The following is a 23,742-nucleotide window of genomic DNA, read 5'->3' as shown; positions in this document are numbered from 1 at the left end:
GCTCACTCCGTAAAACGTCGGGGGCGGATGCGTCGATTCTACAGGCCCGAAGGGGAGCCGAGTCCGGCCTGGCCGAGCAGGATACCGCGCAGCACGTCACGCACGGCCGCGACGCCGTCATAGGTCTCCACGAAGCTGGTGCTCAGCGGCGACAGCCCGATCCGCAGGCCCTCCGGCGCGCGGAAGTCCGGGATCACGTCGTGCTCCCAAAGGATCCGAGTGACCTGGCGCATGGCGGGATGGTCCACGGTGATGTGGCCGCCGCGGTGGGTGTGCTCGCGTGGGGACGCCACGGTGGCGCCCATCGGCACCAGCCAGGCATCCACCAGGTCCAGCGCGAACTCGGTCAGTGCCACCGACTTGGCGCGCACCTCGTCGATGCCCACCTCGTCGATCATGGCGATGGTGTCCTGCATGGCGAGCATGCCCACGATCGCGGGCGTGCCGCTCATGAAGCGGCGGATGCCTGCGGCCGGCACGTACTCCGGCCCCATCGCGAACACGTCGGCGGCGCCCATCCAGCCCTGGATCGGCTGGGTCAGGTCCGGTTGCAGCTCGGCACGCACATAGCCGAACGCGGGGGCGCCGGGTCCGCCGTTGAGGTACTTGTAGCTGCAGCCCACGGCCAGGTCGACGCCGTCGAGGTCGAGATTCACCGGCACGGAGCCGGCCGAGTGGCAGAGGTCCCAGAGCACCAGGGCGCCGGCCTCGTGCACGGCGGCGGTGATCGCGGGCACGTCGGCGAGGTAGCCGGAGCGGTAGGCCACGTGGCTGAGCACCACGAGCGCGGTCTGCGGGCCCACCACGGCGCGCACCTGGTCGACGGTGACCCCGCCGGTGCTGCTCGACTCGATCCAGCGCAGGGTGAGGCCGCGCTCCGCGGCGATGCCGGCGAGCACGTACCGGTCGGTGGGGAAGTTGTCGGTGTCGAGCACGATCTCGCTGCGCTGCGGCAGCGAGTCGACGGCGGCCCGGGCGAGCTTGTAGAGGGTCACGGTGGTGGAGTCGCCGATGTACACCTGGCCGGGGCCGGCGCCGAGGGCGGCCGTGCCGAGCGCGTCGCCGATGGTCAGCGGCAGTGCCATCCACTCGTCGTCCCAGCCGCGGATCAGCCGGGTTCCCCAGGCGGTGCCGAGGAACTCGGTGATGCGCGCCACGCTGGCGATGGTGGGGCGGCCCAGGGAATTGCCGTCGAGGTAGACGATCGACGGGGCGTCGGGGCCGGCCGCGGCGGTGTCGTCCAGGCCCACGAACCGGCGGCGGTAGTGGCCGAGCCCGTCGATGCGGTCCATCCGCCGGGCGAACGCGAGGTGGGCGTCGAGGCCCTCGGCGACGGTGCTGTCGTGCTGGGTCATGTTCTGAGGTCCTCGAGGTCGGGCCGGGGGAGCGCGCGGGCGGCGAAGCGGCGGGGTGACTTCGGCCGGTTCCCGCGACTAACGGTAACCCGCGAGGTCGGCATCGTGGGGGCGACCGGCGGTGTCATGCCGACCGGGGGTGTTCAGCGGCCCACGATTCCGAGTCTGTAGGCGAGGATCACGGCCTCGACCCGATCGCGGAGGCCCTGCTTGAACAACACCCGCCCCACGTGCGCCTTGACCGTCGATTCGTCGATCCCATCGACGGTGGTTCGTTGGCCCTAGCGTTGCGTGAGCGTGCGTGCCTCAACCATGTGTATTCTTTCGCATACCAATCACGCTAGGAGCCCGGCGCGCGCACCACATCGGCCCACGGTCCACAGTTCGTGGCGGGCGCCCGGTACCCCAGTACTGGGTCCAGCCGGGCGGGCGGACCCGCCAGGCCGCTGGGCGCCGCCCCGCCGGCCCGGGTTGCGAGGAGGCTTCCCTCCGCGACCTCGCAGGAAGGGGATCTAGAATCGACCCCATGACTACCTCTGCCCGGCCCCCGCAGGACGCGTCCCAACCGCGGCGCCGCGACGCCCGGCAGAACCGGGAACGTCTCATCGACGAAGCCCGCAGCATGATCGCCGAGCACGGCGTCGACGCCTCGCTCGAAGAGATCGCCCGCCGCGCCGATGTGGGCGTTGCCACCCTCTACCGCAACTTTCCCACCCGCGACGACCTGGTCAGGGCCCTGTACGACATCGCCCTCGCCGAACTGTTCGCCGTGCGCGGTGAGATCGAGGCGGCACCGTCGGCCTGGGCGGGTGTGGTGCTCTACACCGAGCGCCTCGCCGAATGGCTGGTGGCCGACCCGTCGCTGCCGCCGATCCTCAAGCGGATGGCGACCATCGATCCCACGGCCCGGCCTTCTGTTGAGCTCGAGAGCTTCATCGCCGCCCTCGTGCTGCAGGCCAAGAAAGACGGCGAGTTGCGCCCGGATGTCGACTCGATGGACCTGGCCGTGCTCGTCACCATGATCGGGTCGCTGGGCACCCTCGGCGGTGGTTACACCGGCCAGTGGCGCCGGCAGCTCTCCCTCGTTCTCGACGGGCTGCGGATGCCGGAGAAGCCCCGACCCAAGCTGCCCGGGCGACCGCTGAGCGTCAAGGAGTTCCAGGCCACGGTGCACGGCCTCACCCGCCGCGCCAAACGCGCCGCCCGAGGCTCCCGCTCCGCTACCTGATCCACCCGCCCCGGTCGGGCCCATGCCCACTTGTGGCACGTGTTGGTGCCCGCGGCAGGTGTAGTGCCCCGCGGCCCGTGTCTCAACCCGTGCCGCCGCAGACAACCCGTGCCGCCGGATCGACGGAGTGCTGCGAGGTCCCCGCTACGCGGCGGTCAGCAGCCCGAGCAGCTCCCGGTACCGGGCCGCGGTCTGCGCCACGATCTCGGCGGGCAGCTCCGGCGGGGTGCCGGTCTGGTCCCAGTTCGCGGCCAACCAGTCGCGCACGATCTGCTTGTCGAAGCTGGCCATGCGCTCACTGGGGGTGGCACCGTCCAGCCATCGCGCCGCATCCCAGTACCGGCTGGAGTCGCTGGTGAGCACCTCGTCGCCGAGAGTCAGCAGACCGGTGGCGCGGTCGGCGCCGAACTCGAACTTGGTGTCGGCCAGGATCACGCCGGCGGTTTCCGCGATCACGGAGGCCCGGTTGAAGATCTCCAGCGATGCGTCCCGCAGCGCCGCGGCCACGTCGGCGCCCACGAGTTCCACGGTGCGCTCGAACGAGATGTTCTCGTCGTGCTCGCCCATCGGGGCCTTCCACGCCGGCGTATAGATCGGTTCGGGCAGCCTGTCGCCGTTCTGCAGGCCGTCGGGCAGCGGGATGCCGCAGACAGTCTGGCTGGCGACGTACTCGAGCCAGCCGGAGCCGGTGAGGTAGCCGCGCACGACGCACTCGATCGGGTACATGTCCAGGGTCTTGCAGAGCATCGCCCGGCCGGCGACGGCGGCGGGGATCAGGCTCGACGCATCAACCCGGTGGTCGGGTACGAGGTGGTTGGGCACACCGTCGAGCTGGTCGAACCACCACAGGCTCAGGGTGGTGAGCAGTTCGCCCTTGCCGGGGATGCCCGGTTCGAGGACGTGGTCGAACGCGCTCACCCGGTCGCTGGCCACGACGAGGACCCGGTCGGCGTCGGCCAGGCCGGTCGCACCGTCCGGCACGTACAGGTCGCGCACCTTGCCCGAGTAGACGTGCTGCCAGCCCGCCAGGGCCAGAGCGGCCATTAGTTCGCGACCTTGGCGGCGATGTCTCCGCGGTGCTGAGAACCCTCGAGCCCGATCAACCCGACGGCCTCGTAGGCACGCGCGCGGGCCTCGGTGAAGTCGGCGCCAACGGCCACGACGCTGAGCACCCGGCCGCCGGTGGCGACCAGCGCCGAACCGTCCAGGGCGGTCGCGGCGTGCGCGATGCTCACACCGGTCACGGTCGCGGCCTCGGCCAGCCCGGTGATCACGCGTCCGGTCACGGGGGTCTCCGGGTAGTTCTCGCTGGCGATCACCACGGTCACGGCGGCGTCGGTGGAGAACTCCGGGCGGGGCAGCCCGGCCAGTTCTCCGGTCGAGGCGGCCAGCAGCAGGCCGGACAGCGGCGTCACCAGGCGCGGCAGCACCACCTGGGTCTCCGGGTCGCCGAAGCGTGCGTTGAATTCGATTACCCGGATGCCGGCATCCGTGAGAATCAGGCCGCAGTAGAGCAGCCCGATGAACGGGGTGTCCTCGGCGGCGAGCCGGCGCACGGTCGGCAGCGCGATCGTCTTGATGACCTCGTCGACGAAAGCGGTCTCGCTGCCGAAGCCGGCATCGAGCCAGGGCAGAGGCGAGTAGGCGCCCATGCCGCCGGTGTTGGGGCCCTCGTCATTGTCGGCGAGGCGCTTGTAGTCCTGGGCGGGGGAGAGCGGCAGCACGGTGTGGCCGTCGCTGAGGAAGAAGAGGGACACCTCCTGGCCGGAGAGGAACTCTTCGACGAGCACGGCGCCGTGCTGCAACCAACGCACCGCGTGGGCGAGGGCGTCATCACGGTCGGTGGTGACGAGCACACCCTTGCCGGCGGCCAGGCCGTCGGCCTTCACCACGTAGGGAGCGCCGTACTCGTCGAGGGCGCCCTGCGCCTCGGCGAGGTTGCCCGCGCGCACGGCGCGGCCGGTGGGCACGCCGGCCTCGTCCATGATGCGCTTGGCGAAGGTCTTGCTGCCCTCGAGGGCGGCGGCGGCCTGGCCCGGGCCGAACACGGGGATACCGCGGGTGCGCAGGGCGTCGGCGACGCCGGCCACCAGCGGTGCCTCGGGCCCCACCACGACGAGGTCGATGTTGTGTTCCTGCGCGAAGTTCGTCACCACGTCTGAGTCGGTGGGATCAAGATCGACCACGGGTACGTCGGCGGCGATGCCGGCGTTGCCGGGGGCGGCGATCACGTGGGGTCGCGGCTCCTCACGCAGGAGGGCAGTGACGATGGCGTGCTCGCGGGCACCGGAACCGAGGACCAATATTCTCACCGGATCAGGCTACCCGGCGAACACGGTCGTGCGCACCCGAGCGCCTGCGGGGCGTCACAGAACCGTCAGGAGGCGGCAGACTGGGAGCATGGCACGCGCGAGGATCGATGACGGGTTGGGCAGAACCGCCGTGAAGGCGTACCTGGCCGACGAACCGGGCGCGACCCGCGACACCCGAGCGCTCGCCGTGCGGTACACCCTGCAACTCCTCGCCGAGCAGGCCGAGGGCAACACCGTCGAGGTGCGGGTTCCCCCGTTCGGCGCTACCCAGTGCATCGCCGGCCCCCGGCACACCCGCGGCACCCCGCCCAACGTCGTCGAAACGGATGTCGCCACCTGGCTCGGCCTGGCCACCGGCACCCTGGCCTGGAGCGACGGTCTCGCCTCCGGCCGCATCCACGCCTCCGGGCAGCGCGCCGACCTCAGCGCGGAGCTGCCGCTGTACCCCTAGCCGCACCCTGTGCCCCGGTTCTGTTCCCCGTGCGGACACCTGCGTCCGGTGCACCGGGCGCAGAAGTCCGGATCGGCAACAGTTGCGGTGCGCGGCTCAGGCCAGGACGGCGCTGACCTCGGCCCGCGACGGCATCGAGCTGGTGGCGCCGTGCCTGGTCACCGAGATCGACGACGCCACGGTGGCCCAGCGCACGGCGTCGATCATCCGCTCCTCGGTGATGCCGGCGGCGGACACGGCGCCGGGCGACTGCACCGCAGCCAGTCGCGCCACCAGCGCGCCCACGAAGGTGTCGCCCGCGGCGGTCGTGTCCACGGCCGTGACCGGTCGGGCTGGTGCCAGCCCCAACACCGTGCCGTCGTAGGCGACGATGCATCCTTCGGCGCCGAGGGTCACGATCGCCCAGGTGCGGGCGTTACTGAGCACCTCGGCGGCGCGGGCCGGATCGCTCTCACCGGTGAGTTCGGCGGCCTCGATCTGGTTGGGCACGACCAGGTCCACCGACGCCAGGAAACCCGCCGGCAACTCAACGACGGGCGCAGGGGTGAGCACCGTGAAGACGCCGTTCGCCCGGGCGATCGTGATGGCCGCCGCCAGCGCCGCCACCGGAAGTTCGCACTGCATCACCAGGAACGAGGCCCGCTGAATCGTCGATTCCTGCTCCGCGGTCAGCGCGGTCACCGTGGCGTTGGCGCCGGACACCACGACGATCGAGTTCTCGCCGGAGTCCACGACGGAGATGTGCGCGGTGCCCGTCGGCGCCGACACCTCGGCCAGGCCGACCGCACCGATGCCCTCGCCGGCCACGAGGTCCCGCAGCTCGCGGCCGTAGCCGTCCGCGCCGATGGCGCCGATGAAATCGATGTCGCCGCCCTGCCGGGCCGCGGCCACGGCCTGGTTCAGGCCCTTGCCGCCGGGCACGGTGCTGAAGCCGGTGCCGAACATCGTCTCGCCGGGCTTCGGTAGGCGGGGCTGGCGCACCACGAGGTCCATGTTGGCGCTGCCGAGCACGGCGATCCGGTTGGTCCTGCTGAAATCGTTCACCGGCCCAGTCTGACGGATGCCGCGTGCGACAATAGAAGCGTGAGCTCCGCAGATCAGCACGACGACGCCGAGACGCGACAGCCCGGCAGCGTTCAGCCAGCCGCGATCCGGCCCGGCCCTGCCGTCGTCGCCGGAACCCCGGCACCCGTCGAACCCACCGAGACCGTCGTGTCGGAGGACACTCTCGTTGTGCGTCGGTCGCCCAGGTACACCAGCTTCATGATCGTCGGCGCCGTCGTCGGCGCCCTCCTGGCCCTGCTGCTCACCGTGATCTATCCGCGGAACGCCGACTTCGATCCGGCCCAGGTCTTCGGATTCCTGCTGCTGGGCGGCGTCGCGATCGGTGTCGCGGTCAGCTGCCTCGTCGCCATGGTGCTCGATCGAATCGTCGGTCGCTCCTCAACCACGGTCGTCGTCGATAGACTTGACGCGAACTCAACACGCGCCTTCGAGAATGCGGATCCTGGATCCGACCCCCAACCTTCCAACGAGAATTCCTAGTAAAGGGGCTGCGGCTTGCCCGGTGGCGACGGACGACTGAATCATGATCTTCTTCCTGGCGAGAAGGGTCCGCAGGATGCCTGTGGAGTCTTCGGCGTCTGGGCTCCGGGCGAAGAGGTAGCCAAGCTCAGCTACTTCGGCCTGTACGCCCTGCAGCACCGCGGCCAGGAATCGGCGGGTATCGCGACGAGCGACGGCTCGAAGATCCTCATCTACAAGGACATGGGCCTGGTCTCCCAGGTCTTCAACGAGGCCTCGCTCAGCACCCTGCTCGGCCATCTCGCGGTGGGGCACACCCGCTACTCCACGACCGGGTCGTCGAGCTGGCAGAACGCCCAGCCCACCCTCGGCCGCACCGCAGCCGGCACCGTCGCGCTCGGCCACAACGGCAACCTCACCAACACCGCCGAGCTCCTCGAGCTGGTGCGCGAGCGCTACCCCAAGGTTGACGGCGAACTGGCCCGCGGCAACACCACCGACACGGCGGTGATCACCGCCCTGCTCACCGGCGACCTCGACCACACCCTCGAAACCACCGCCATGGAGGTGCTCCCGCGCCTGCGCGGCGCCTTCTGCCTGGTCTTCATGGACGAAACCACCCTCTACGCCGCCCGCGACCCGCAGGGCGTGCGCCCGCTGGTGCTCGGCCGGCTCGAGCGCGGCTGGGTCGTCGCCTCCGAAACCGCCGCCCTCGACATCGTCGGCGCCAGCTTCGTGCGGGAGGTCGAACCCGGAGAGCTGATCACCATCGACGAGGACGGCCTGCGCAGCCAGCGATTTGCCCAGGTCAAGCGCGCCGGATGCGTGTTCGAGTACGTCTACCTCGCCCGGCCCGACACCACCATCGCCGGCCGCGGCGTGCACGAAGCCCGCGTCGAGATGGGCCGCCAGCTCGCCGCCGAGTATCCCGTCGAAGCCGACCTCGTCATCCCCACCCCCGAGTCCGGCACCCCCGCGGCAATCGGCTACGCCCAGGCATCCGGCATACCGTTCGGCCAGGGCCTGGTCAAGAACACCTACGTGGGGCGCACCTTCATCCAGCCGTCGGAAACCATCCGCCAGCGCGGCATCAAGCTCAAGCTCAACCCGCTCAAGGCCGTGATCAAGGGCAAGCGGTTGATCGTCGTCGACGACTCCATCGTGCGCGGCAACACCCAGCGCGCCCTGGTCAGCATGCTCCGCGAGGCCGGCGCCGCCGAGGTGCACGTGCGCATCTCCAGCCCGCCGATCACCTGGCCGTGCTTCTACGGCATCGACTTCGCCTCCCGTGCGGAACTCATCGCCACCGGCCTCGGCGTCGATGAGGTGCGGCAGGCCATCGGCGCCGACTCGCTCGGCTACCTCTCGGAGGACGGCATGATCGCCGCCACCGAGCAGCCGCGAGAGAGCCTGTGCACAGCCTGCTTCACCGGCGTGTACCCGATCAAGCTGCCCGAGACCCAGCACCTGGGCAAGAACCTCCTCGAGCGCGACTTCTCCACCTCCGACGGATGCGATCCAGGTCCCGACGCCGAGTTCGAGAGCGTGCTCACCCCTGACCCGGAGCGAGCCACCGTGCTCATCGAACACGGTCAGGTCCCGTTCGGCGATCCCGGAAGACCAGAATGAGCAACGCAAGCTACGCCGCCGCCGGAGTCGACACCCATGCGGGTGACCTCGCGGTGTCCCTGATGAAAACCGCCGTCTCGGCCACCCACGGTCCAGAGGTGCTCGGCGGCTTCGGCGGTTTCGCCGGTCTCTACGACGTGTCGTTCCTCACCGGCTTCACGCGCCCGCTGCTGGCCACCTCGACGGATGGCGTCGGCACCAAGGTCGCCATCGCCCAGGCGCTCGACAAGCACGACACCATCGGCCAGGACCTGGTGGGCATGGTCGTCGACGACATCATCGTCGTCGGCGCACGCCCCCTGTTCATGACCGACTACATCGCCTGCGGCAAGGTCGTCCCCGAGCGCATCGCGTCCATCGTCGAGGGCATCGCCAGGGCCTGCGCCGCCACCGGCACCGCCCTCGTCGGCGGGGAGACCGCCGAACACCCGGGCCTGCTCGGACCCGACGACTACGACGTAGCGGGAGCCGCGACGGGTGTCGTCGAGGCCGACCAGGTTCTCGGCGCCGAGCGCGTGCAGTCGGGCGACGTCGTCATCGCGATGGCCTCCTCCGGTCTGCACTCCAACGGTTTCTCCCTGGTGCGGCACATCCTCGCCCAGCGCGGCATCGGCTACACCGACACCTCCGCCGAGCTCGGCGGGGTCGTCGGTGAGGCGCTGCTCGAGCCCACCCGGCTCTACACCGGCCCGCTGCTCAGCGTGCTTTCCGACCCCGAACTGGCCGGCGTTGTGCACTCGCTCAGCCACGTCACCGGTGGCGGCATCGCCGCCAACCTGGCCCGGGTGCTGCCCGTGGGCAGCTGGGTCGAGGTCGACAGGTCCACCTGGTCACCTCCTGCGGTCTTCAGGGTGCTCGGCGACATGGCCGGCTCCACGCTGGAGAGCGCAGAAGGCACCTGGAACCTCGGCGTGGGCATGTTCGCCGTCGTCGCGGCACACGCCGCGTCATCCGTGATCGCCCGCCTGCAAAACGAAGGCATCCCGTCCTGGGTCGCCGGCCGAGTCTCGATGGCGCCGCACGACCTCACCGGCTTCGAGCAGGGAGCCAAGGGCGTCAACGGCGGGGCCGTTCGCCTGGTCGGCGGCTACGCCGCCTGACCCCGTCTCACCCGGCCGCCGGGCGCGACAACGGACCACCCCGAGGCAACTGCCTGGGGGCGGAACCGACGCTGAGAGTTGCCCGGGAAGCGGTCGACGGGCGCGCCAACACGACAGCCGCGCACGAGAACGTGCGCGGCTGATCGAGAAACGGGCTAGGCGCGCTTCTTCTCGTCTTCGGTGTCGTAGTGGTCGACATAGTCGTCCGACTCGTCTGACGTCGTCTTGTTCGCTTCGTACTCCGGCCACTTGGCCAGGTCCTCGTCGAGCCGCGGGTCGGTCACCGGATGCCCGGTGAGCTCGCGTTCGAGCGCGTTGTAGTTGGTGTCCGGGCTGAAGTACTTCAGCTCGCGGGCAACCTTGGTGTGCTTTGCTTTTTGACGGCCGCGCCCCATGCGTGACCCCCTAACGATGCCAGGCCGGGTGAGTGATGAGTCACCCGGGAGTTGCCGAACGGAATAGTGAAATCTAGCCGCTAGTTTAGCATGGTGGGCCTCTCGCCCCGATGCCGCGGCTCCGCGGTCAGAACCCCAGGGAAGAGGACGCATGGTGAACGCCACGGCTGTGCCGGTGGTGATCATCGGTTCCGGCCAGGCCGGACTCTCCGTGGCGTACCACCTCAAGCGGTTCGGGCTCACGGCGGGGCGTGATTTCGTGATCTTCGACCGCGGTGCGGATGCCGGTGGCGCCTGGCAATACCGCTGGGAGTCCCTGCGCCTCGGCGCCGCTCACAGGGTCAACGACCTCCCCGGCCTGAACGAGCTCGGCCTGAGCTTCGAGAACGCCGACCGTTCCCGGCCCGCGCGGGACGTGGTGAGCGAGTACTACCGACGCTTCGAGGAGCATTTTGAACTCAACGTCGTGCGCCCGGTCTCGGTTCAATCGGTGTTCAACCGACGAGCCGACCTCGTCGTGCGCACAACGTCCCCGGTCTACGGCGAGCGGGAGACCCTCGCCGGCTTGCTCGTCAATGCCACCGGCACCTGGGGCGCACCGTTTGTGCCGCACTACCCGGGCGCCGGGCGGTTCGCCGGCCGCCAGCTGCACACCGCGCGCTTCAGGGATGCCGCCGAATTCGCCGGTCAGCGGGTCGTTGTGGTCGGTGGCGGCACCTCCGCGATCGGCTTCATGCTCGAGTTGGAGGGTGTCGCGGCGAGCCTGACCTGGGCCTCGCGTCGCCCGATCGATTGGGTGCACACCGAGCATCTTGATCTCGAGGGGGCATCGGCCGCGGTGGCCATGCAGGACGACGCCGCCCGCAATGGCCGCGCGCTGCCGAGCATCGTCAGCGGCACCGGCGTACCGGTCAGCCGACGCATCCAGGGCGGTATCGACAGGGGCACCCTGGTGGCGCGGCCGATGTTCGTCGGCCTGGAGCCGACCGGGGTGCGGTGGGCCGACGGCTCCGTCACCGAAGCGGACGCGATCATCTGGGCCACCGGGTTCCGGCCGGAGCTGCGCCACCTGGCACCGCTCAAGCTGCGCGATCAGGCGGGCGGGCTCGTGGTCGGCGCCGGCTCCTCCTGGACGGACCCGCGGATCTTCCTGGCCGGCTACGGGCCACAGGCCAGCACCATCGGCGCCCGACGGGCCGGCCGGACCATCGCTCGGCAGGTCTTCGCCCTGCTCTGACGCGTGCTTACTTGCGCTTGCGCCGGTTCGGGTTGACCGGCCGGGGCCGCGGTTTCATGGGCGGGCTGGCCGGGCTCGACTTGGGGCCGACATCCTCTGTCTGCACTGCGACGCTCGTCGTGTCCATGCCCGCCGGAGCGAGGGGCTTACGCGGGATCGGGTGCGAGCGCACGGGCTCACCGCGACGCTCCTGGCCGGGGATCGGTCGGGACCTGCGCCCGTAGATGAGCTCAGAGGAGTCCAGCAGCCACGGCACCAGCGCTATGGTCACGCCGTGCACGAGCATCAGCTTCTGGCGCAGTCGGCGGGCCTTGTGGTTGTGCAGCAGCGACTCCCACCAGTGCCCGACGATGTAGATCGGCGTGTACACGGTGACAACCTCGGAGCCGTACTCCTCGCGGCGGTCCTTGATGTAACAGATCAGCGGCCAGCTGATGTCGCGGTACGGCGACGCCACGATGTTCAGCGGCACCTGGATGTTCTGCTTGGCCCAGTCGATGATGAGGTCCTCGGTCTCCTCCTCGTCGATCGACACGTGCACGGCCTCCAGGCTCACGTGCCTGGCCGCGATGGCGTAGTCGAGGGCCTTGAGCACGGGCTTCTGCATCTTGCCCACGAGCACGATGGCGTGGTCGCCCTGCGAACCGAACGTTGTGATCGGGTCGACCTCGATCTCCTTGGCCACGTCGCGGTAGTACCGGTTCACGCCGATCATCAGCACGAACAGGATCGGCATCATCAGGAACACCAGCCAGGCGCCATGGGTGAACTTGGTGATCGTGACGACGATCAGCACCACGCCGGTGAGCGCGGCCCCGAAACCGTTGATCGAGAGGCTCCGGATGATCGAACCCCGGTTGGGCGGATCCGTCTTCAACAGGGTCAGCCAGTGCTTCACCATGCCGGTCTGGCCGATGGTGAACGACACGAAAACGCCGATGATGTAGAGCTGGATCAGCACCGTGAGGTTGGCCTGGTAGATCACGATGATCACGATGGCGGCCAGAGCGAGCAGCACAACGCCGTTCGAGTAGATCAGTCGGTCGCCGCGGGTGCTCAGCGACTTGGGCGCGTAGGAGTCGCGGGCCAGCACGCTGCCGAGCAGCGGGAACCCGTTGAAGGCCGTGTTCGCGGCCAGCAGCAGGATCAGGGCCGTTGCACCCTGCAGGATGAAGAACATCAGCGAGTTGTTACCGAAGGTGGCCGCAGCGATCTGGGCGATCAGGCTGCGCTGGGGCTGGGTCTCGCACTCCGCCCAGCCGATCAGGTCGCAGGGGTTCTCCGCGTAGTGCACCTTGGAGAACAGCGCCAGCGCGGTGAGCCCCACGAACAGCACAATGGCGATGCCGCCCATCAGGGTCAGGGTGATCTGGGCGTTCTTGATCTTGGGGCGCTTGAAGGCCGGCACGCCGTTGGCGATGGCTTCTACGCCGGTCAGGGCGCTACATCCGCTGGCGAAGGAGCGCAGAAGTAGCAGGATGAACGCCGTCTGGGCGAGGTTGTGGGCCTCCACCTCGAATCCCGCCGACTCCGCGACCGGCGCGTCGCCCAGGGCCACACGGCCCAGGCCGACGACGATCATCAGCAGCACGCTGCCGATGAACAGGTAGGTGGGCAGAGCGAAGGCCTTGCTCGACTCGGCGACTCCCCGCAGGTTGACGGCGGCGAGCACGATGACAAAAAGCACGGCCAGTTCCACCCGTAGTGGTGCCAGCCCGGGCAGCGCCGAGATGATGTTGTCCACGCCGCTGGACACCGAGACCACGACGGTCATCACGTAGTCCACGAGCAGGGCGGATGCGACGACGAGGCCGGCCTTCTCGCCGAGGTTCTTGGAGGCGACTTCGTAGTCGCCACCACCGTTGGGATAGGCCTTGATGAGTTGCCGGTAGGAGGCCACCACCACCACCAGGAGCAGCACGACCACGGCCGCGACCCAGGGTGCGAAGCTCAGGAAGGCGAGCCCGCCGAGGGTCAGGATCATCAGCAGTTCCTGCGGAGCGTACGCGACGCTGGACAGCGGGTCGCTGGCGAAAATCGGCAGCGCCAGGTGCTTCGGAAGCAGCTGCCCGTCCAGGTGTTCGCTGGCGAGCGGTTCGCCGATTATCCACCGTTTCGGTGATCGGGCTTCGGGTGCTGGGGGGTTCCCCTCTGGTGTCACGAGGGACGACACTACTCCGATGCACCTCGCTGTCAAGTTGTCGGCACATTGACAGGATCAGCCGGGCGTTTTCGCAGCTGAAGTCCGGTCGTTCGTTCGCATCGTTCCGGCTGATGGGCCCGTAGTTCCGCACGCTGTGCCTGGAGAGTCCGGGCCTCCACCGTGCGTCCGGACTCTCCCAGCTGCCGCGCAGGTTACCGCGTGAGCGAGTCGCGGATGCTGGCGCGCACGGCGTCGAGCTGGCGCCGCAGTTCCGGCACGGTGTCGACCGGCATCGTCGAACGGTAGGCCTGGCGGCGCAGGTCGGCGCGCACCTGCTGCCGGAACTCGTTGAGCACCATGTCGGCCTCCCTCAGCGCCAGGTTCGCGTCGCCGGTGGGGCGGGCGTCCGCCGTGGACTTCGTCGGCTCTGGCGGCTTCTGGCGGGCGGCCGAGGCCAGGTCGGCGCGCAGGCTCTTCATGGCCTCGGTGACCCCCGTACGAACCTCGTCGGCGAGGCGACGCACCGAGTCGGTGACCTCGCTCTCGATATTGGCCAGGTCGTCGGCGCGGGCGGCGAGCTCGGCGCGGCCGGCGTCGGTGATCTCGTATACGGTCTTGCGGTCGCCGGCCGTCTTGGTGACCAGTCCCTCCTCCTCGAGCTTTGCCAGGCGCGGGTAGATGGTCCCGGCGCTCGGGCTGTAGGTGCCGCCGAAGCGGTCGCTCAGTGCCTGGATGAGCTCGTAACCGTGCCGAGGACGCTCGGCAAGCAGGCTCAGCAGGTAGAGGCGCAGGCTGCCGTGGGCGAAGATCGGGGTCATGATGACGCTCCGTCACCCGCGGTCTCGGTGCTGCCGGCCGTGCTGCCCGCGTCGTTGACGCCGGCGCCGTGGCGGCGGATGACCGAGATGTTTCCGGATACCGAGTTCGCGCGCAGGTCGAGCCAGGTACCGTCGAGGTTGCCGGTGCTGCCGTCGTACCCCTTGCCGAGGGTGCCGCGGATGGTCTGGTTGTCCAGCTGCAGGGTGCCGGAGACGGTGTTGATCTTGTAGCGGGTCGGCACGTCGGCGCCGATGCGCACGGTCAGGCTGCCGCTGACGAGGTTGGTGGAGACCTGGTCTGGTACGCCGTCGATATCGAGGAAGACAGCGCTCGTGACGCCGTCGACGGTGAACCGGCCGATGTCGCCGCTCGCGGTGACGTCGCCGGACACAGTGTGCGCCACGATGTTGCCGGTGTGATTGCGAACCGACATCTCCCCGTTCACGCCGTTGAGCTCGAGGTCGCCGATGATGTCGTCGACCACGAGGTCGCCGGAGACCGTGCTGAGCTTGGCGTCATTGCGCAGCCCCGTTACGAGGGCGTCAGCCGTGACGACGCCGAATTTCATGGCGACATCGCGGGGGACGGTGATGCTCACCTCGGCCTTGGCGCTGCCGCGGAAGGAGGCGAACACGTCGATGAAGTTGTCCCAGCGCAGCTGGGGGTGATCGATCTCGAGGGTGTCATCGACCACCGAGATCTTGAGGTCCTTGCCCGAGACGCTGTGCACCTCGATGCGCGCGCCCGGTTCGTCGCTGCCGATCACGTCCACATTTCCACCGATCAGGCCCACTTTGAGCGAGCGAACCAGCTCAACATCGATGACCTTCGTCTGCCCGGGGGCGACGAGCCATTTTTCCTGCGTCATAGTCTTCTCCTTCGCGATATATCGCGTTCAATGCATCTCAAGATATATCGCGTCTTGACTCCCGGCAAGGCCCTCACGGCAAACCCGAAGGTAGTCCGGTCAGCCCGGTCAGCCCGGTCAGTAGGGGAAGATCGTCAGCCAGTCGCGGTTGTGGGCGTGCACCAGCACGAGGAACACCGCGAGGTCGAAGAGCAGGTGCACGCAGACCACGTAGGTCAGCGATTTCGTGATCGAGAAGGTGTAGCCCTGCAGCAGGGCGAAAGGGATCGTCAGCAGCGGCCCCCAGCTGCGGTAGCCGAGTTCCCACAGGAACGAGACGAAGATCACCATCTGCAGGAGGTTCGCCGTCCAGAAGGAGAAGTGCCGCCTGAACAGGGCGAACACCGTGCAGATGAAGAACAGTTCGTCCCAGATGCCCACGAATCCCACGCCAACGAAGAGCCGGCCGAGCTCGTCGGGCGCGCTGATGCTCGGCCAATTCAAGTAGGCGCCGGAGCGGATGAAGTAGCTCGGCAGAATGAGGTACCCCAGCAGCAGCACACCCACCAGGTACCAGCGTTCCAGAGTGGTCCAGCGCTGCCCGGTCTTGATCGGGAACCAGACCTGGCGGTCCCCGAAGGCGCGCCGTGAGATGAGGTACGGCACGGCCACCGCGGCCGAGAGCACCACCCCCATCAGTGCCATGTTGGAATAACTGATGTCGGCCTCGACCGAGATGGTGCTGATGATCAGGAGCCCGACCGCTATGAGGAGCAGGTCGCGGAACAGCGCCCGGTCCACCAGCACGGCCACGAGCAGGGCCGCCGCGAGCGTGGCGTAGCCGGGCAGCGGCATCCGCAGTGCGAACAACAGCACCGCCGAGGTCGAAATCAGTGCCGCCGCCAGCAGGCGAAGCGGCGCGTTCGCGGATGCCCGCTCCGGCGTCGCCGGAGCATCCACGGCGGCTTCGTCTCCCATCATGCAATTCTGGCCGAAACCACCGCCAGGGTAAACAGTGCTCCGCCGGGCCGCCGGGGGAGGCCCCCTGCCGGACCGGGCCATCGGGCACTAGGTTCGGTGAATGGCGACGAACCCTTCTCACGAGCCGGGCCCGACCGGCGCCCTCGAACCCGGCTCACTCGAGCCTGGTGACAACGGTCACCTGGATCCCGTCGTGCTGGCCGCCCGCCTCATCGCAATCGATTCCACCAACCCCGACCTCTGCCCGGACGGCGCCGGCGAGGCCGAGATCGCCGACTGGTGCGCCCAGTGGCTGGCCGCGCGAGGTTTCGAGGTGCATCGGCTGGAGGAACGCACCGGCCGGCCGTCCATCGTCGGCATCAAGCGCGGCACCGGCGAGGGTGCCTCCCTGATGCTCAACGCCCACCTCGACACTGTCGGGGTCGACGGCTACGAGGGCGACCCGTTCTCCGGCGCCCGGCACTCCGACCGGGTGCACGGTCGCGGTGCCTTCGATACCAAGGGAGGCCTGGCCGCCGTCCTGGTCGCCGCGCACCGGGCCACCCTCACGCCGCTGGCCGGCGATCTGCTGGTGACGCTGGTGGCCGACGAAGAATTCGGCAGCCTGGGCACCGAGGAGGTGCTGCGGCGGTTCACCGCCGACGCGGCCATCGTCGTGGAGCCGAGCGAGCTCAGCCTCACCGTCTGCCACCGTGGTTTCGCCTGGTTCGAGCTCACCCTGCACGGGCGGGCGGCCCACGGGTCGATGCCCGGCCAGGGCGTCGACGCCATCCGGCATGCCGGCCTGGTGCTTCAGGGCCTCGATGAGCTCCGGGCCGGCATTGAGCAGAAACCCGCGCACCCGCTGCTCGGCCACGGCAGCGTCCGGGTCGCCACGATCACCGGCGGTACGGATGCCGCGACCGTCGCCGCGAGTGCCACCCTCACCATCGAGCGGCGCACGCTGCCCGGCGAGACCCCGGAGCGGATCGAGGCCGAGCTGCGGCGCCTCCTCGATCGCCTGGCCCGTGACACCGCCGACTTCCGCTACGACCTCACCCGTCTCGTCGCCCGCGGCGCATTCGAGGCCGATCCAAACTGGCCCATCGTGCGCCTGCTCGACGAGCAGGCCGAACGGGTGCTCGGCCACGCTGTCGTGCAGAGGGGCGAGCCGTTCTGGACCGACGCCGGCCTGGTCCGGGAGGCCGGCATCCAGTGCCTGCTGTTCGGGGTCGACGGCGCCGGAGCGCACGCCCGTGTCGAGTGGGCCACGGAGTCGTCGATCCATCAGGTCGCCGAGATCCTCGAAGACACCATCGTCGCATTCTGCGGTTGACATTGACGCAGCGTCAAGAATTATCCTGGACGTCGTCGGGCGGCCCGCCCGACGCCGCTACCGAAAGGAGCGCGACACAGGTGGACCACTCGATCCAGGACATCGCCCGGCTGGCCGGAACCACGAGCCGCACCCTGCGCCACTACGGCGCCGAGGGGCTGCTCCCACCGAGCCGGATCGCAGCCAACGGCTACCGCTACTACGACGACCGGGCGCTCGTGCGGCTGCAACGCATCCTGTTGCTGCGCGCGCTGGGCCTCGGGCTGCCGGCGATTCGTGGTGTGCTCGACCGCGAGACCGACGAAGCGGCGGCCCTGCGATCGCACCTCGGCTGGCTCGAGCAGGAACAACACAGGTTGCAGCGTCAGATCCGGTCGGTGCGAACCACCATCACAGCTTTGGAGAGAAAGGACCAGCTCATGGCAGAGGCGATGTTCGACGGCTTCGACCACACCACTCATAAGGAGGAGGTCGAACAGCGCTGGGGAGCCGACGCCTACGCCGGCGGCGACAGGTGGTGGCGGGGCATGAGCCCCGCGCAACGTGCCCAGTGGCAGGCGACGACCGCCGCGCTCCAGGCCGACTGGCAGGAGGCCGCCGCACGACAGGTCGCCCCCGCCGGTGCCGAGGCGCAGGAACTAGCCAGGCGGCACGTGGAGTGGCTCGATGGTGTGCCCGGCATACCGCGAGAGAACGGCCACCCGGCCGCCGCCTACGTGCGCGGGCTCGGCGAGATGTACGTCGCCGACGACAGATTCGCGGCCCACTACGGCGGCCAGGCCGGGGCCGGCTTTGTGCGTGACGCCCTCGCGGCCTACCTGGACCGCACCCTCTAACGAGGCGGCGTCCATCCCGCGAGCGGGAAAGTGGTCGCTTCCGCCGGCCGAGGTCGCCACAGGGCCGCCTTCGCGAGCTACGCGGGATCGAACGCGGGGGTCGGCGCCTCACGACGGCTGCGGTCCCTGGCGAACAGAGGCAGCGTCCACTGACAGAGCGGCCCCACCAGGAGGGCGAACAGCACGGTGCCCACCCCGACGTTGCCGCCGAGCACCCAGCCGGTCGCGAGAACCAGCCCCTCGATGCCGGTGCGCACCGTCCAGATCGGCCAGCCGGTGCGGGCGTGCAGCCCGGTCATCAGGCCGTCGCGCGGACCGGGGCCGAGTCCCGCACCGATGTAGATACCCGAGGCGATGGCCAGCAGCAGCAACCCGGCGGCGAACAGCAACACTCGCAGCCACAGGGCGAGGTCTGCCGGCACCAGCCACAGGCCCACATCCGCCGCCGGGCCCACAAGCACAGCGTTCAGGACGGTGCCGATGCCCAACCGCTGCTTGAGCGGGATCCACAGCAGCAACACGATGCCGCTGATGATCGTGGTGATGACTCCGAAACCGAGGTGCAGTTGCCCGTCGATGCCCTGGGTCAGTACGTCCCACGGGGCCACCCCGATCGCGCCGCGCACGATCAACGCGATACCGATCCCATAGAGGAAGAGGCCAATGATGAGCTGAATCACACGACGGGTCATAAGAGTCAATCCAATTGCATCAGCACCCTGTCCTCAAGTAGCCAATTTGCCTAGAGTGGCTTCATGTCGTCGAACCAGCTCACCGCCCGCGGCCTGGAGTCATTGCTGGGCGACTGGCGCACGGCGGGCAGCGCCTACCGGGCGTTGGCCGACCGCATCCGCCTGCTCACCCTCGACGGCCGCATCCCCACCGATAGCCGGCTGCCCGCGGAACGCGACCTCGGCATCAGGCTGGGGCTCAGCCGCACCACGGTCACGGCCGCGTACCGGCAGCTGCGCGAGGCCGGTTATGTGCACAGTGTGCAGGGCTCCGGCAGTGTCGCCCGTCTGCCCGGGGTGACCGTCGTGGCGGATGCCGCGGTGCCGGCCGGCGTGCTCGATCTCGGCCAGGCGGTGCTGCCCGCCTGGCCCGGCCTCGCCGAGGTGGCCGCGCTCGCCGCGGCGGACCTGCCGGCGCACCTGACCGGCTCTGGCTTCGACCCCGTCGGCCTGCCCGAACTGCGCCGGGCCATCGCCGACCGCTACCGGGCCAGGGGGCTGCCCACCGAGCCCGAACAGATCATGGTCACCGTCGGCGCCCAGCACGCCATCGCCCTGCTCGCGCGGGTGCTGATCAGCCGGGGCGACAGGGTCCTCGTCGAGACGCCGACCTACCCGCATGCCTACGAGGCGCTGCGGGCGGCCGGCGGTCGCCTGATGCCGGTGTCAGTCACCGCCGCGCTGCCCGGCGCGGACGCCGGCTGGGACGAGTCGGCGTTGTTGCAGACGATCCAGCGCAGCAATCCGGTGCTCGGCTACCTGATGCCCGACTTCCAGAATCCCACCGGGCAGACCATGCCCGTTGCCCAACGAGAACGGGTGCTGGCCGCGGCTGCCCGGCAGGGCACCGTGCTGATCAGCGACGAAACCATCGGCGAACTCGACATCGACCGGCCGGGGGAGTTCGGCCCGTTCGCCGCCTCGGCCGACCCCGACCGGCCCGACCTCGCCGTCACCGTCGGGTCGGTGGGTAAAACGGTCTGGGGCGGTCTGCGGGTGGGCTGGATCCGGGCCGACCCCGGCCTGATCCGCAAGCTGGCCGCGGCCCGGCTCGCCAACGATCTCGGCACCCCGGTGCTGGAGCAGCTCATCGTCACGCGGCTGCTGCGGGAGCTGCCCGAGATTCTCGAGTCCCGCCGGACGCTGTTGCGGGCGGGGCGGGACCGTCTCGTGACGGGTCTGAGCACGCGGTTTCCCGACTGGCAGGTGCCCCACGTGGACGGCGGCGTCACCCTGTGGGTCAACCTCGGCCGGCCGGTCAGCTCCCAGCTCGCCCTCGCGGCGCGCACCCAGGGGCTGCTGCTGCCGGCCGGCCCGCGCTTCGGCATCGACGGAGCGTTCGAGAGGTTCCTGCGCATCCCGTTCTGCTCCGGTCCCGACGAGATGCCGCGTGCCCTCGACGCCCTCGGGCTGGCCTGGGAGTCGCTGCTGCGGCATCCAATGCCCGACACCGGGTACCTCGCCGATGTGGTCTGACCGTAACCAGACCGTCACATCTCACGGCTGCCGGCCCCGCTGGTGGCTACTGTGCAATGGGATACTGATCGGGTGTATTTTCTCTCGGTCTTGAGCATGAAGAACCGGGCGCTCATCGCGCTCATCACCATCGTCGCGGCCGTTTTCGGCTCCCTCGCGCTGACCAGCCTCAAGCAGGAGCTGATCCCCTCCCTGCAGCTGCCGACGCTGCTGATCTCGACGAGCTACCCGGGTGCCTCGCCCGAGGTGGTCAACGATGACGTGTCCACGCCGATCGAGACCGCCATCCAGGGCATCGAGGGCCTGGAATCCACCTCCACCACCAGCAGCACCAACTCGTCGCTGGTCAACGCCACGTTCACCTACGGCACCGACCTGGTCAAGGCCGAATCCAAGATCAGCCAGGCCGTCAACCGCATCAAGACCACCCTGCCCGCCGACCTCGACCCCCAGGTGATCAGCGGCAGCATCGACGACTTCCCGGTGCTGTCGCTCGCCGTGTCCGGCGGCGACGCCGACACCATCGCCGACCAGCTCACCCGCGGCGTCCTCGGCGACATCCGCGACATCGACGGGGTGCGCGATGCCGCCCTCGTCGGCGACATCGGCCGGCGCGTCACCATCACGCCGGATGCCGCGGCCCTGGCCGCGCGCGGCCTCAGCGCGAGCGCCATCCGGGACGCTCTGCAGCAGAACGGGTCGCTCATCCCGGCCGGTTCCCTCACCGAGAACGACACCACCCTGTCTGTGCAGGCCGGCACCAAGCTCGGCTCCGCCGAGGAGATCGCCGCGCTGCCTCTGATCGCCGGCGCCGCAGCCGGCCTGTCGCCCGCGGCGGCCGGACCGGTCTCGATCGGCGATGTCGCCGCTGTCGCGGTGGTCGAGAACCCCGTCACCAGCATCTCCAGGGTCGACGGCGAACCAGCCCTCACCATCTCGGTGACCAAGGTACCGGCCGCGAACACCGTCGACGTCTCGACCGCCGTGCGCGCCATCCTGCCGCAGCTCGAAGACGCCGTGCCCGGCACCACCATCACCGTGGTCTTCGACCAGGCCCCGTTCATCCAGGAGTCCATCGACGCGCTCACCCAGGAGGGCATCCTCGGCCTGGTCTTCGCGGTCCTGGTGATCCTGGTCTTCCTGTTGTCGGTGCGCGCCACCCTGGTCACCGCGATCTCCATCCCCACCTCGGTGCTCATCACGTTCATCGGCCTGCAGTCGGTGGGCTACTCGCTCAACATCCTCACGCTCGGCGCCCTCACCATCGCGATCGGCCGAGTCGTCGACGACTCCATCGTCGTCATCGAGAACATCAAACGGCACCTGGTCTGGGGCGCCGACCGCGCCGAGACCATCGTGCGCGCGGTCCGAGAAGTGGCCGGCGCCATCACCGCCTCCACCATCACCACCGTCACGGTATTCCTGCCGATCTCGTTCGTCGGCGGCTCCACGGGCGAGCTTTTCCGACCGTTCGCGCTCACGGTCACCATCGCCCTGCTCGCATCGCTGTTGGTCTCACTCACGATCGTTCCGGTGCTGGCCTACTGGTTCCTGCGCGCGCCGAAGCCCGCCGCCGCCGAGCCGTCCCCGGACGGTCAGGCAATCGCCGCGTCCGCCGCCATCAGCGCCGCGCCAGTCACCGCCCCGCCAGTCACAGCCATGCCAGTCGCAGCCGTGCCACTCACAGCCGCGCCGGTCAGCGCCGGGACCGCACCGGCCGCCGTCGCACCGACCACCTCGTCCACGCCGACCACCCGCAACCGGCACGCCGCGCCAGACGCCGACGGCTTCGACGAACGCGATGCCCGCGAACAGCCCAGTCGTCTGCAGCAGGGTTACCTGCCGGTCATCCACTGGACCCTCAGGCACTACGTGGCCACTCTCTTGCTCGCCGCACTGGTCCTGGTCGGCACCGTCGCCATGCTGCCCTTCATGAAGGTCAACTTCCTCGGCTCGACCGGCCAGTCCACCTTCCAGGTCAGCCAGGAGCTTCCGGTGGGCACCAGTCTCGCCGCCCAGGATGCCGCCTCCACCGCGGTCGAAGACACCGTCCGCGCCGTCGACGGGGTGAGCATCGTGCAGGTTTCCATCGGTGGCGGCAGTGCGTTCGCGGCCTTCGCCGGTGGAGGGTCGTCCTCCAGCACCGTCACCTACTCGGTGACCACCGACGATTCCGCGGATGCCGACGCGGTCCAGGTCGAGGTGCGCGAGCAGCTCGACACCCTCGACGACGCCGGCGAGATCACGGTCTCGTCCGGGGGCGGCTTCGGCGGCTCGTCGGACATCGAAATCGACATCACGGCGGCGTCCGGCGCCGACCTGCAGACCGCATCCGACGATATTCTCGCGGTCGTCGGCGAGCTCGACTCCCCCACCCAGGCCAGCAGCAACCTCGCCGCCTCCCGCCCGTACGTGGCCGTGACCATCGACCGCAGTGCGGCGGCCGCCGCCGGGCTCAGCGAACTGGCCCTCGGCACGCTGGTGTCACAGGCGATGCAGCCCAGCACGATCGGCTCGATCGTGATCGACGAGGCCACCCTGTCGGTCTACCTGCAGTCGGGCTCGTCCCCGACCACCACGGCGGAGCTCGCCGCCCTGCAGATCCCCACTCTCGCGGGGCTGGTCCCGCTCGACAGCCTGGCCGCCGTGCAGCAGGTCGACGGACCGTCCACCCTCACCACCACCAAGGGGCTGCGCACCGCGACGATCTCGGCCACGCCCAACAGCGACGACCTCGGTACCGCCACCGCCCAGGTCACGACGGCCCTGGCCGACACCGAGCTGCCCACCGGCGCCACGGCGAGTCTCGGCGGCGTCTCGGCCGACCAGACTGACGCGTTCCAGCAGCTGGGCATCGCGATGCTCGTCGCCATCCTGATCGTCTACATCGTCATGGTCGCCACCTTCCGGTCGCTGTTGCAGCCGCTGCTCCTGCTGGTATCGGTGCCGTTCGCGGCGACAGGGGCGATCGCGTTGCAGGTGGTCACGGGCATCCCGCTCGGCGTCGCCTCATTGATCGGCGTGCTGATGCTCATCGGCATCGTCGTGACCAACGCCATCGTGCTCGTCGACCTGGTCAACCAGTACCGGCGCCGGGGGCAGAGCGTCTACGACGCCCTGGTGCACGGCGCGTCTCGCCGGTTGCGGCCGATTCTGATGACGGCGCTCGCCACCATCTTCGCCCTGTTGCCCATGGCCGTCGGGCTCACCGGACACGGCGGCTTCATCTCGCAGCCGCTGGCGCTCGTCGTCATCGGCGGCCTGGTTTCGTCGACGGTGCTGACCCTGGTGGTGCTGCCGGTGTTGTACCTGGTGGTCGAGGGCGGCCGGGAGAGCCGTCGGATGCGACGTTCACTGCGCTGA

The 23,742-nt window shown here is 69.4% G+C and carries 20 protein-coding genes; 10 read left to right on the top strand and 10 right to left on the bottom strand.

Annotated elements, in window-relative coordinates:
- Nucleotides 1-38: 38 nt before the first annotated feature.
- Nucleotides 39-1,355: a kynureninase gene (locus B7495_RS15590; protein ID WP_088457384.1), complete on the bottom strand. Its 1,317-nt coding sequence runs from the start codon at nt 1,353-1,355 to the stop codon at nt 39-41.
- A gap of 526 nt (nt 1,356-1,881) precedes the next feature.
- Here B7495_RS15590 and B7495_RS15580 point away from each other — a divergent pair.
- Nucleotides 1,882-2,583: a TetR/AcrR family transcriptional regulator gene (locus B7495_RS15580; RefSeq protein ID WP_088457383.1), complete on the top strand. Its 702-nt coding sequence runs from the start codon at nt 1,882-1,884 to the stop codon at nt 2,581-2,583.
- 144 nt (nt 2,584-2,727) lie between these two features.
- Here the strand turns inward: B7495_RS15580 and B7495_RS15575 are convergent, their stop codons facing one another.
- Nucleotides 2,728-3,627, bottom strand: coding sequence for a phosphoribosylaminoimidazolesuccinocarboxamide synthase (locus B7495_RS15575; protein WP_088457382.1), 900 nt, complete (start codon nt 3,625-3,627; stop codon nt 2,728-2,730).
- Nucleotides 3,627-4,895, bottom strand: a complete 1,269-nt coding sequence (gene purD, locus B7495_RS15570) for a phosphoribosylamine--glycine ligase (protein WP_088457381.1) — start codon at nt 4,893-4,895, stop codon at nt 3,627-3,629. The genes B7495_RS15575 and purD overlap by 1 nt, the downstream gene beginning before the upstream one ends.
- An 88-nt stretch (nt 4,896-4,983) precedes the next feature.
- Between purD and B7495_RS15565 the strand changes: the two genes are divergently transcribed.
- The gene (locus B7495_RS15565; RefSeq protein ID WP_088457380.1) at nt 4,984-5,346 is read left to right on the top strand and encodes a sterol carrier family protein; all 363 of its coding nucleotides are present in this window, start codon (nt 4,984-4,986) and stop codon (nt 5,344-5,346) included.
- A gap of 96 nt (nt 5,347-5,442) precedes the next feature.
- Here the strand turns inward: B7495_RS15565 and B7495_RS15560 are convergent, their stop codons facing one another.
- Nucleotides 5,443-6,390 (bottom strand): ribokinase, encoded by a 948-nt coding sequence (locus tag B7495_RS15560; RefSeq protein ID WP_240632276.1) that lies wholly within the window; start codon nt 6,388-6,390, stop codon nt 5,443-5,445.
- 39 nt (nt 6,391-6,429) lie between these two features.
- On the opposite strand from B7495_RS15560, the gene B7495_RS15555 reads away from it, so the two are divergent.
- The 3 genes from B7495_RS15555 to purM are packed head-to-tail and all read left to right on the top strand — an operon-like array spanning nt 6,430 to nt 9,599.
- The gene (locus B7495_RS15555; protein ID WP_088457379.1) at nt 6,430-6,891 is read left to right on the top strand and encodes a hypothetical protein; all 462 of its coding nucleotides are present in this window, start codon (nt 6,430-6,432) and stop codon (nt 6,889-6,891) included.
- 15 nt (nt 6,892-6,906) lie between these two features.
- Nucleotides 6,907-8,499 (top strand): amidophosphoribosyltransferase, encoded by a 1,593-nt coding sequence (gene purF, locus B7495_RS15550; RefSeq protein ID WP_088457378.1) that lies wholly within the window; start codon nt 6,907-6,909, stop codon nt 8,497-8,499.
- Nucleotides 8,496-9,599, top strand: a complete 1,104-nt coding sequence (gene purM / locus B7495_RS15545; protein WP_088457377.1) for a phosphoribosylformylglycinamidine cyclo-ligase — start codon at nt 8,496-8,498, stop codon at nt 9,597-9,599. Before purF ends, purM begins: the two co-directional genes overlap by 4 nt.
- Before the next feature lie 155 nt (nt 9,600-9,754).
- On the opposite strand, the gene B7495_RS15540 is transcribed toward purM, so the two are convergent.
- Nucleotides 9,755-9,994, bottom strand: a complete 240-nt coding sequence (locus B7495_RS15540; protein WP_088457376.1) for a DUF3073 domain-containing protein — start codon at nt 9,992-9,994, stop codon at nt 9,755-9,757.
- Between the two features lie 151 nt (nt 9,995-10,145).
- Here B7495_RS15540 and B7495_RS15535 point away from each other — a divergent pair, with 151 nt between their 5' ends.
- Complete coding sequence (locus B7495_RS15535) at nt 10,146-11,231, top strand: NAD(P)-binding domain-containing protein (protein ID WP_088457375.1); 1,086 nt, start codon at nt 10,146-10,148, stop codon at nt 11,229-11,231.
- Nucleotides 11,232-11,238: 7 nt separating this feature from the next.
- Here B7495_RS15535 and B7495_RS15530 read toward each other — a convergent pair whose 3' ends face one another.
- The 4 genes from B7495_RS15530 to B7495_RS15515 form a co-directional block, all read right to left on the bottom strand.
- Nucleotides 11,239-13,392, bottom strand: a complete 2,154-nt coding sequence (locus tag B7495_RS15530) for an APC family permease (RefSeq protein ID WP_174776295.1) — start codon at nt 13,390-13,392, stop codon at nt 11,239-11,241.
- A 194-nt stretch (nt 13,393-13,586) separates the two neighbouring features.
- Nucleotides 13,587-14,192, bottom strand: coding sequence for a PadR family transcriptional regulator (locus B7495_RS15525; RefSeq protein WP_088457374.1), 606 nt, complete (start codon nt 14,190-14,192; stop codon nt 13,587-13,589).
- A complete protein-coding gene (locus B7495_RS15520) occupies nt 14,189-15,061 on the bottom strand; it encodes a DUF4097 family beta strand repeat-containing protein (RefSeq protein ID WP_088457373.1) in 873 nt (290 codons plus the stop codon). Before B7495_RS15520 ends, B7495_RS15525 begins: the two co-directional genes overlap by 4 nt.
- Before the next feature lie 117 nt (nt 15,062-15,178).
- On the bottom strand, nt 15,179-16,021 hold the full coding sequence (locus B7495_RS15515) for a CPBP family intramembrane glutamic endopeptidase (protein WP_370028185.1): 843 nt from the start codon (nt 16,019-16,021) through the stop codon (nt 15,179-15,181).
- 100 nt (nt 16,022-16,121) lie between these two features.
- On the opposite strand from B7495_RS15515, the gene B7495_RS15510 reads away from it, so the two are divergent.
- Both B7495_RS15510 and B7495_RS15505 read left to right on the top strand, forming a co-directional pair.
- On the top strand, nt 16,122-17,336 hold the full coding sequence (locus B7495_RS15510; RefSeq protein WP_088457372.1) for a M20/M25/M40 family metallo-hydrolase: 1,215 nt from the start codon (nt 16,122-16,124) through the stop codon (nt 17,334-17,336).
- 80 nt (nt 17,337-17,416) lie between these two features.
- Nucleotides 17,417-18,172, top strand: coding sequence for a MerR family transcriptional regulator (locus tag B7495_RS15505; RefSeq protein ID WP_088457371.1), 756 nt, complete (start codon nt 17,417-17,419; stop codon nt 18,170-18,172).
- 77 nt (nt 18,173-18,249) lie between these two features.
- Here the strand turns inward: B7495_RS15505 and B7495_RS15500 are convergent, their stop codons facing one another.
- Nucleotides 18,250-18,864, bottom strand: a complete 615-nt coding sequence (locus tag B7495_RS15500) for a YitT family protein (RefSeq protein WP_088457370.1) — start codon at nt 18,862-18,864, stop codon at nt 18,250-18,252.
- Between the two features lie 63 nt (nt 18,865-18,927).
- Here B7495_RS15500 and B7495_RS15495 point away from each other — a divergent pair, with 63 nt between their 5' ends.
- Nucleotides 18,928-20,379 (top strand): PLP-dependent aminotransferase family protein, encoded by a 1,452-nt coding sequence (locus tag B7495_RS15495; protein WP_088457369.1) that lies wholly within the window; start codon nt 18,928-18,930, stop codon nt 20,377-20,379.
- A gap of 72 nt (nt 20,380-20,451) precedes the next feature.
- Complete coding sequence (locus B7495_RS15490; protein WP_088457368.1) at nt 20,452-23,742, top strand: efflux RND transporter permease subunit; 3,291 nt, start codon at nt 20,452-20,454, stop codon at nt 23,740-23,742.

This window comes from Cryobacterium sp. LW097 (assembly GCF_002205495.2).
In the GTDB taxonomy this organism is placed as follows: Bacteria; Actinomycetota; Actinomycetes; order Actinomycetales; family Microbacteriaceae; genus Cryobacterium; species Cryobacterium zongtaii.
This window is presented reverse-complemented; position numbering and strand designations above follow the sequence as displayed.

Excerpts from the sequence above, each read along its gene's own strand:
- B7495_RS15515 (WP_370028185.1), bottom strand. The coding sequence starts at position 16,021 with ATGATGGGAGACGAAGCCGCCGTGGATGCTCCGGCGACGCCGGAGCGG.
- B7495_RS15495 (WP_088457369.1), top strand. The coding sequence starts at position 18,928 with ATGTCGTCGAACCAGCTCACCGCCCGCGGCCTGGAGTCATTGCTGGGC.
- B7495_RS15580 (WP_088457383.1), top strand. The coding sequence starts at position 1,882 with ATGACTACCTCTGCCCGGCCCCCGCAGGACGCGTCCCAACCGCGGCGC.
- B7495_RS15520 (WP_088457373.1), bottom strand. The coding sequence starts at position 15,061 with ATGACGCAGGAAAAATGGCTCGTCGCCCCCGGGCAGACGAAGGTCATC.
- B7495_RS15575 (WP_088457382.1), bottom strand. The coding sequence starts at position 3,627 with ATGGCCGCTCTGGCCCTGGCGGGCTGGCAGCACGTCTACTCGGGCAAG.
- B7495_RS15535 (WP_088457375.1), top strand. The coding sequence starts at position 10,146 with ATGGTGAACGCCACGGCTGTGCCGGTGGTGATCATCGGTTCCGGCCAG.
- B7495_RS15510 (WP_088457372.1), top strand. The coding sequence starts at position 16,122 with ATGGCGACGAACCCTTCTCACGAGCCGGGCCCGACCGGCGCCCTCGAA.
- B7495_RS15565 (WP_088457380.1), top strand. The coding sequence starts at position 4,984 with ATGGCACGCGCGAGGATCGATGACGGGTTGGGCAGAACCGCCGTGAAG.
- B7495_RS15500 (WP_088457370.1), bottom strand. The coding sequence starts at position 18,864 with ATGACCCGTCGTGTGATTCAGCTCATCATTGGCCTCTTCCTCTATGGG.
- purM (WP_088457377.1), top strand. The coding sequence starts at position 8,496 with ATGAGCAACGCAAGCTACGCCGCCGCCGGAGTCGACACCCATGCGGGT.
- B7495_RS15590 (WP_088457384.1), bottom strand. The coding sequence starts at position 1,355 with ATGACCCAGCACGACAGCACCGTCGCCGAGGGCCTCGACGCCCACCTC.
- B7495_RS15540 (WP_088457376.1), bottom strand. The coding sequence starts at position 9,994 with ATGGGGCGCGGCCGTCAAAAAGCAAAGCACACCAAGGTTGCCCGCGAG.
- B7495_RS15525 (WP_088457374.1), bottom strand. The coding sequence starts at position 14,192 with ATGACCCCGATCTTCGCCCACGGCAGCCTGCGCCTCTACCTGCTGAGC.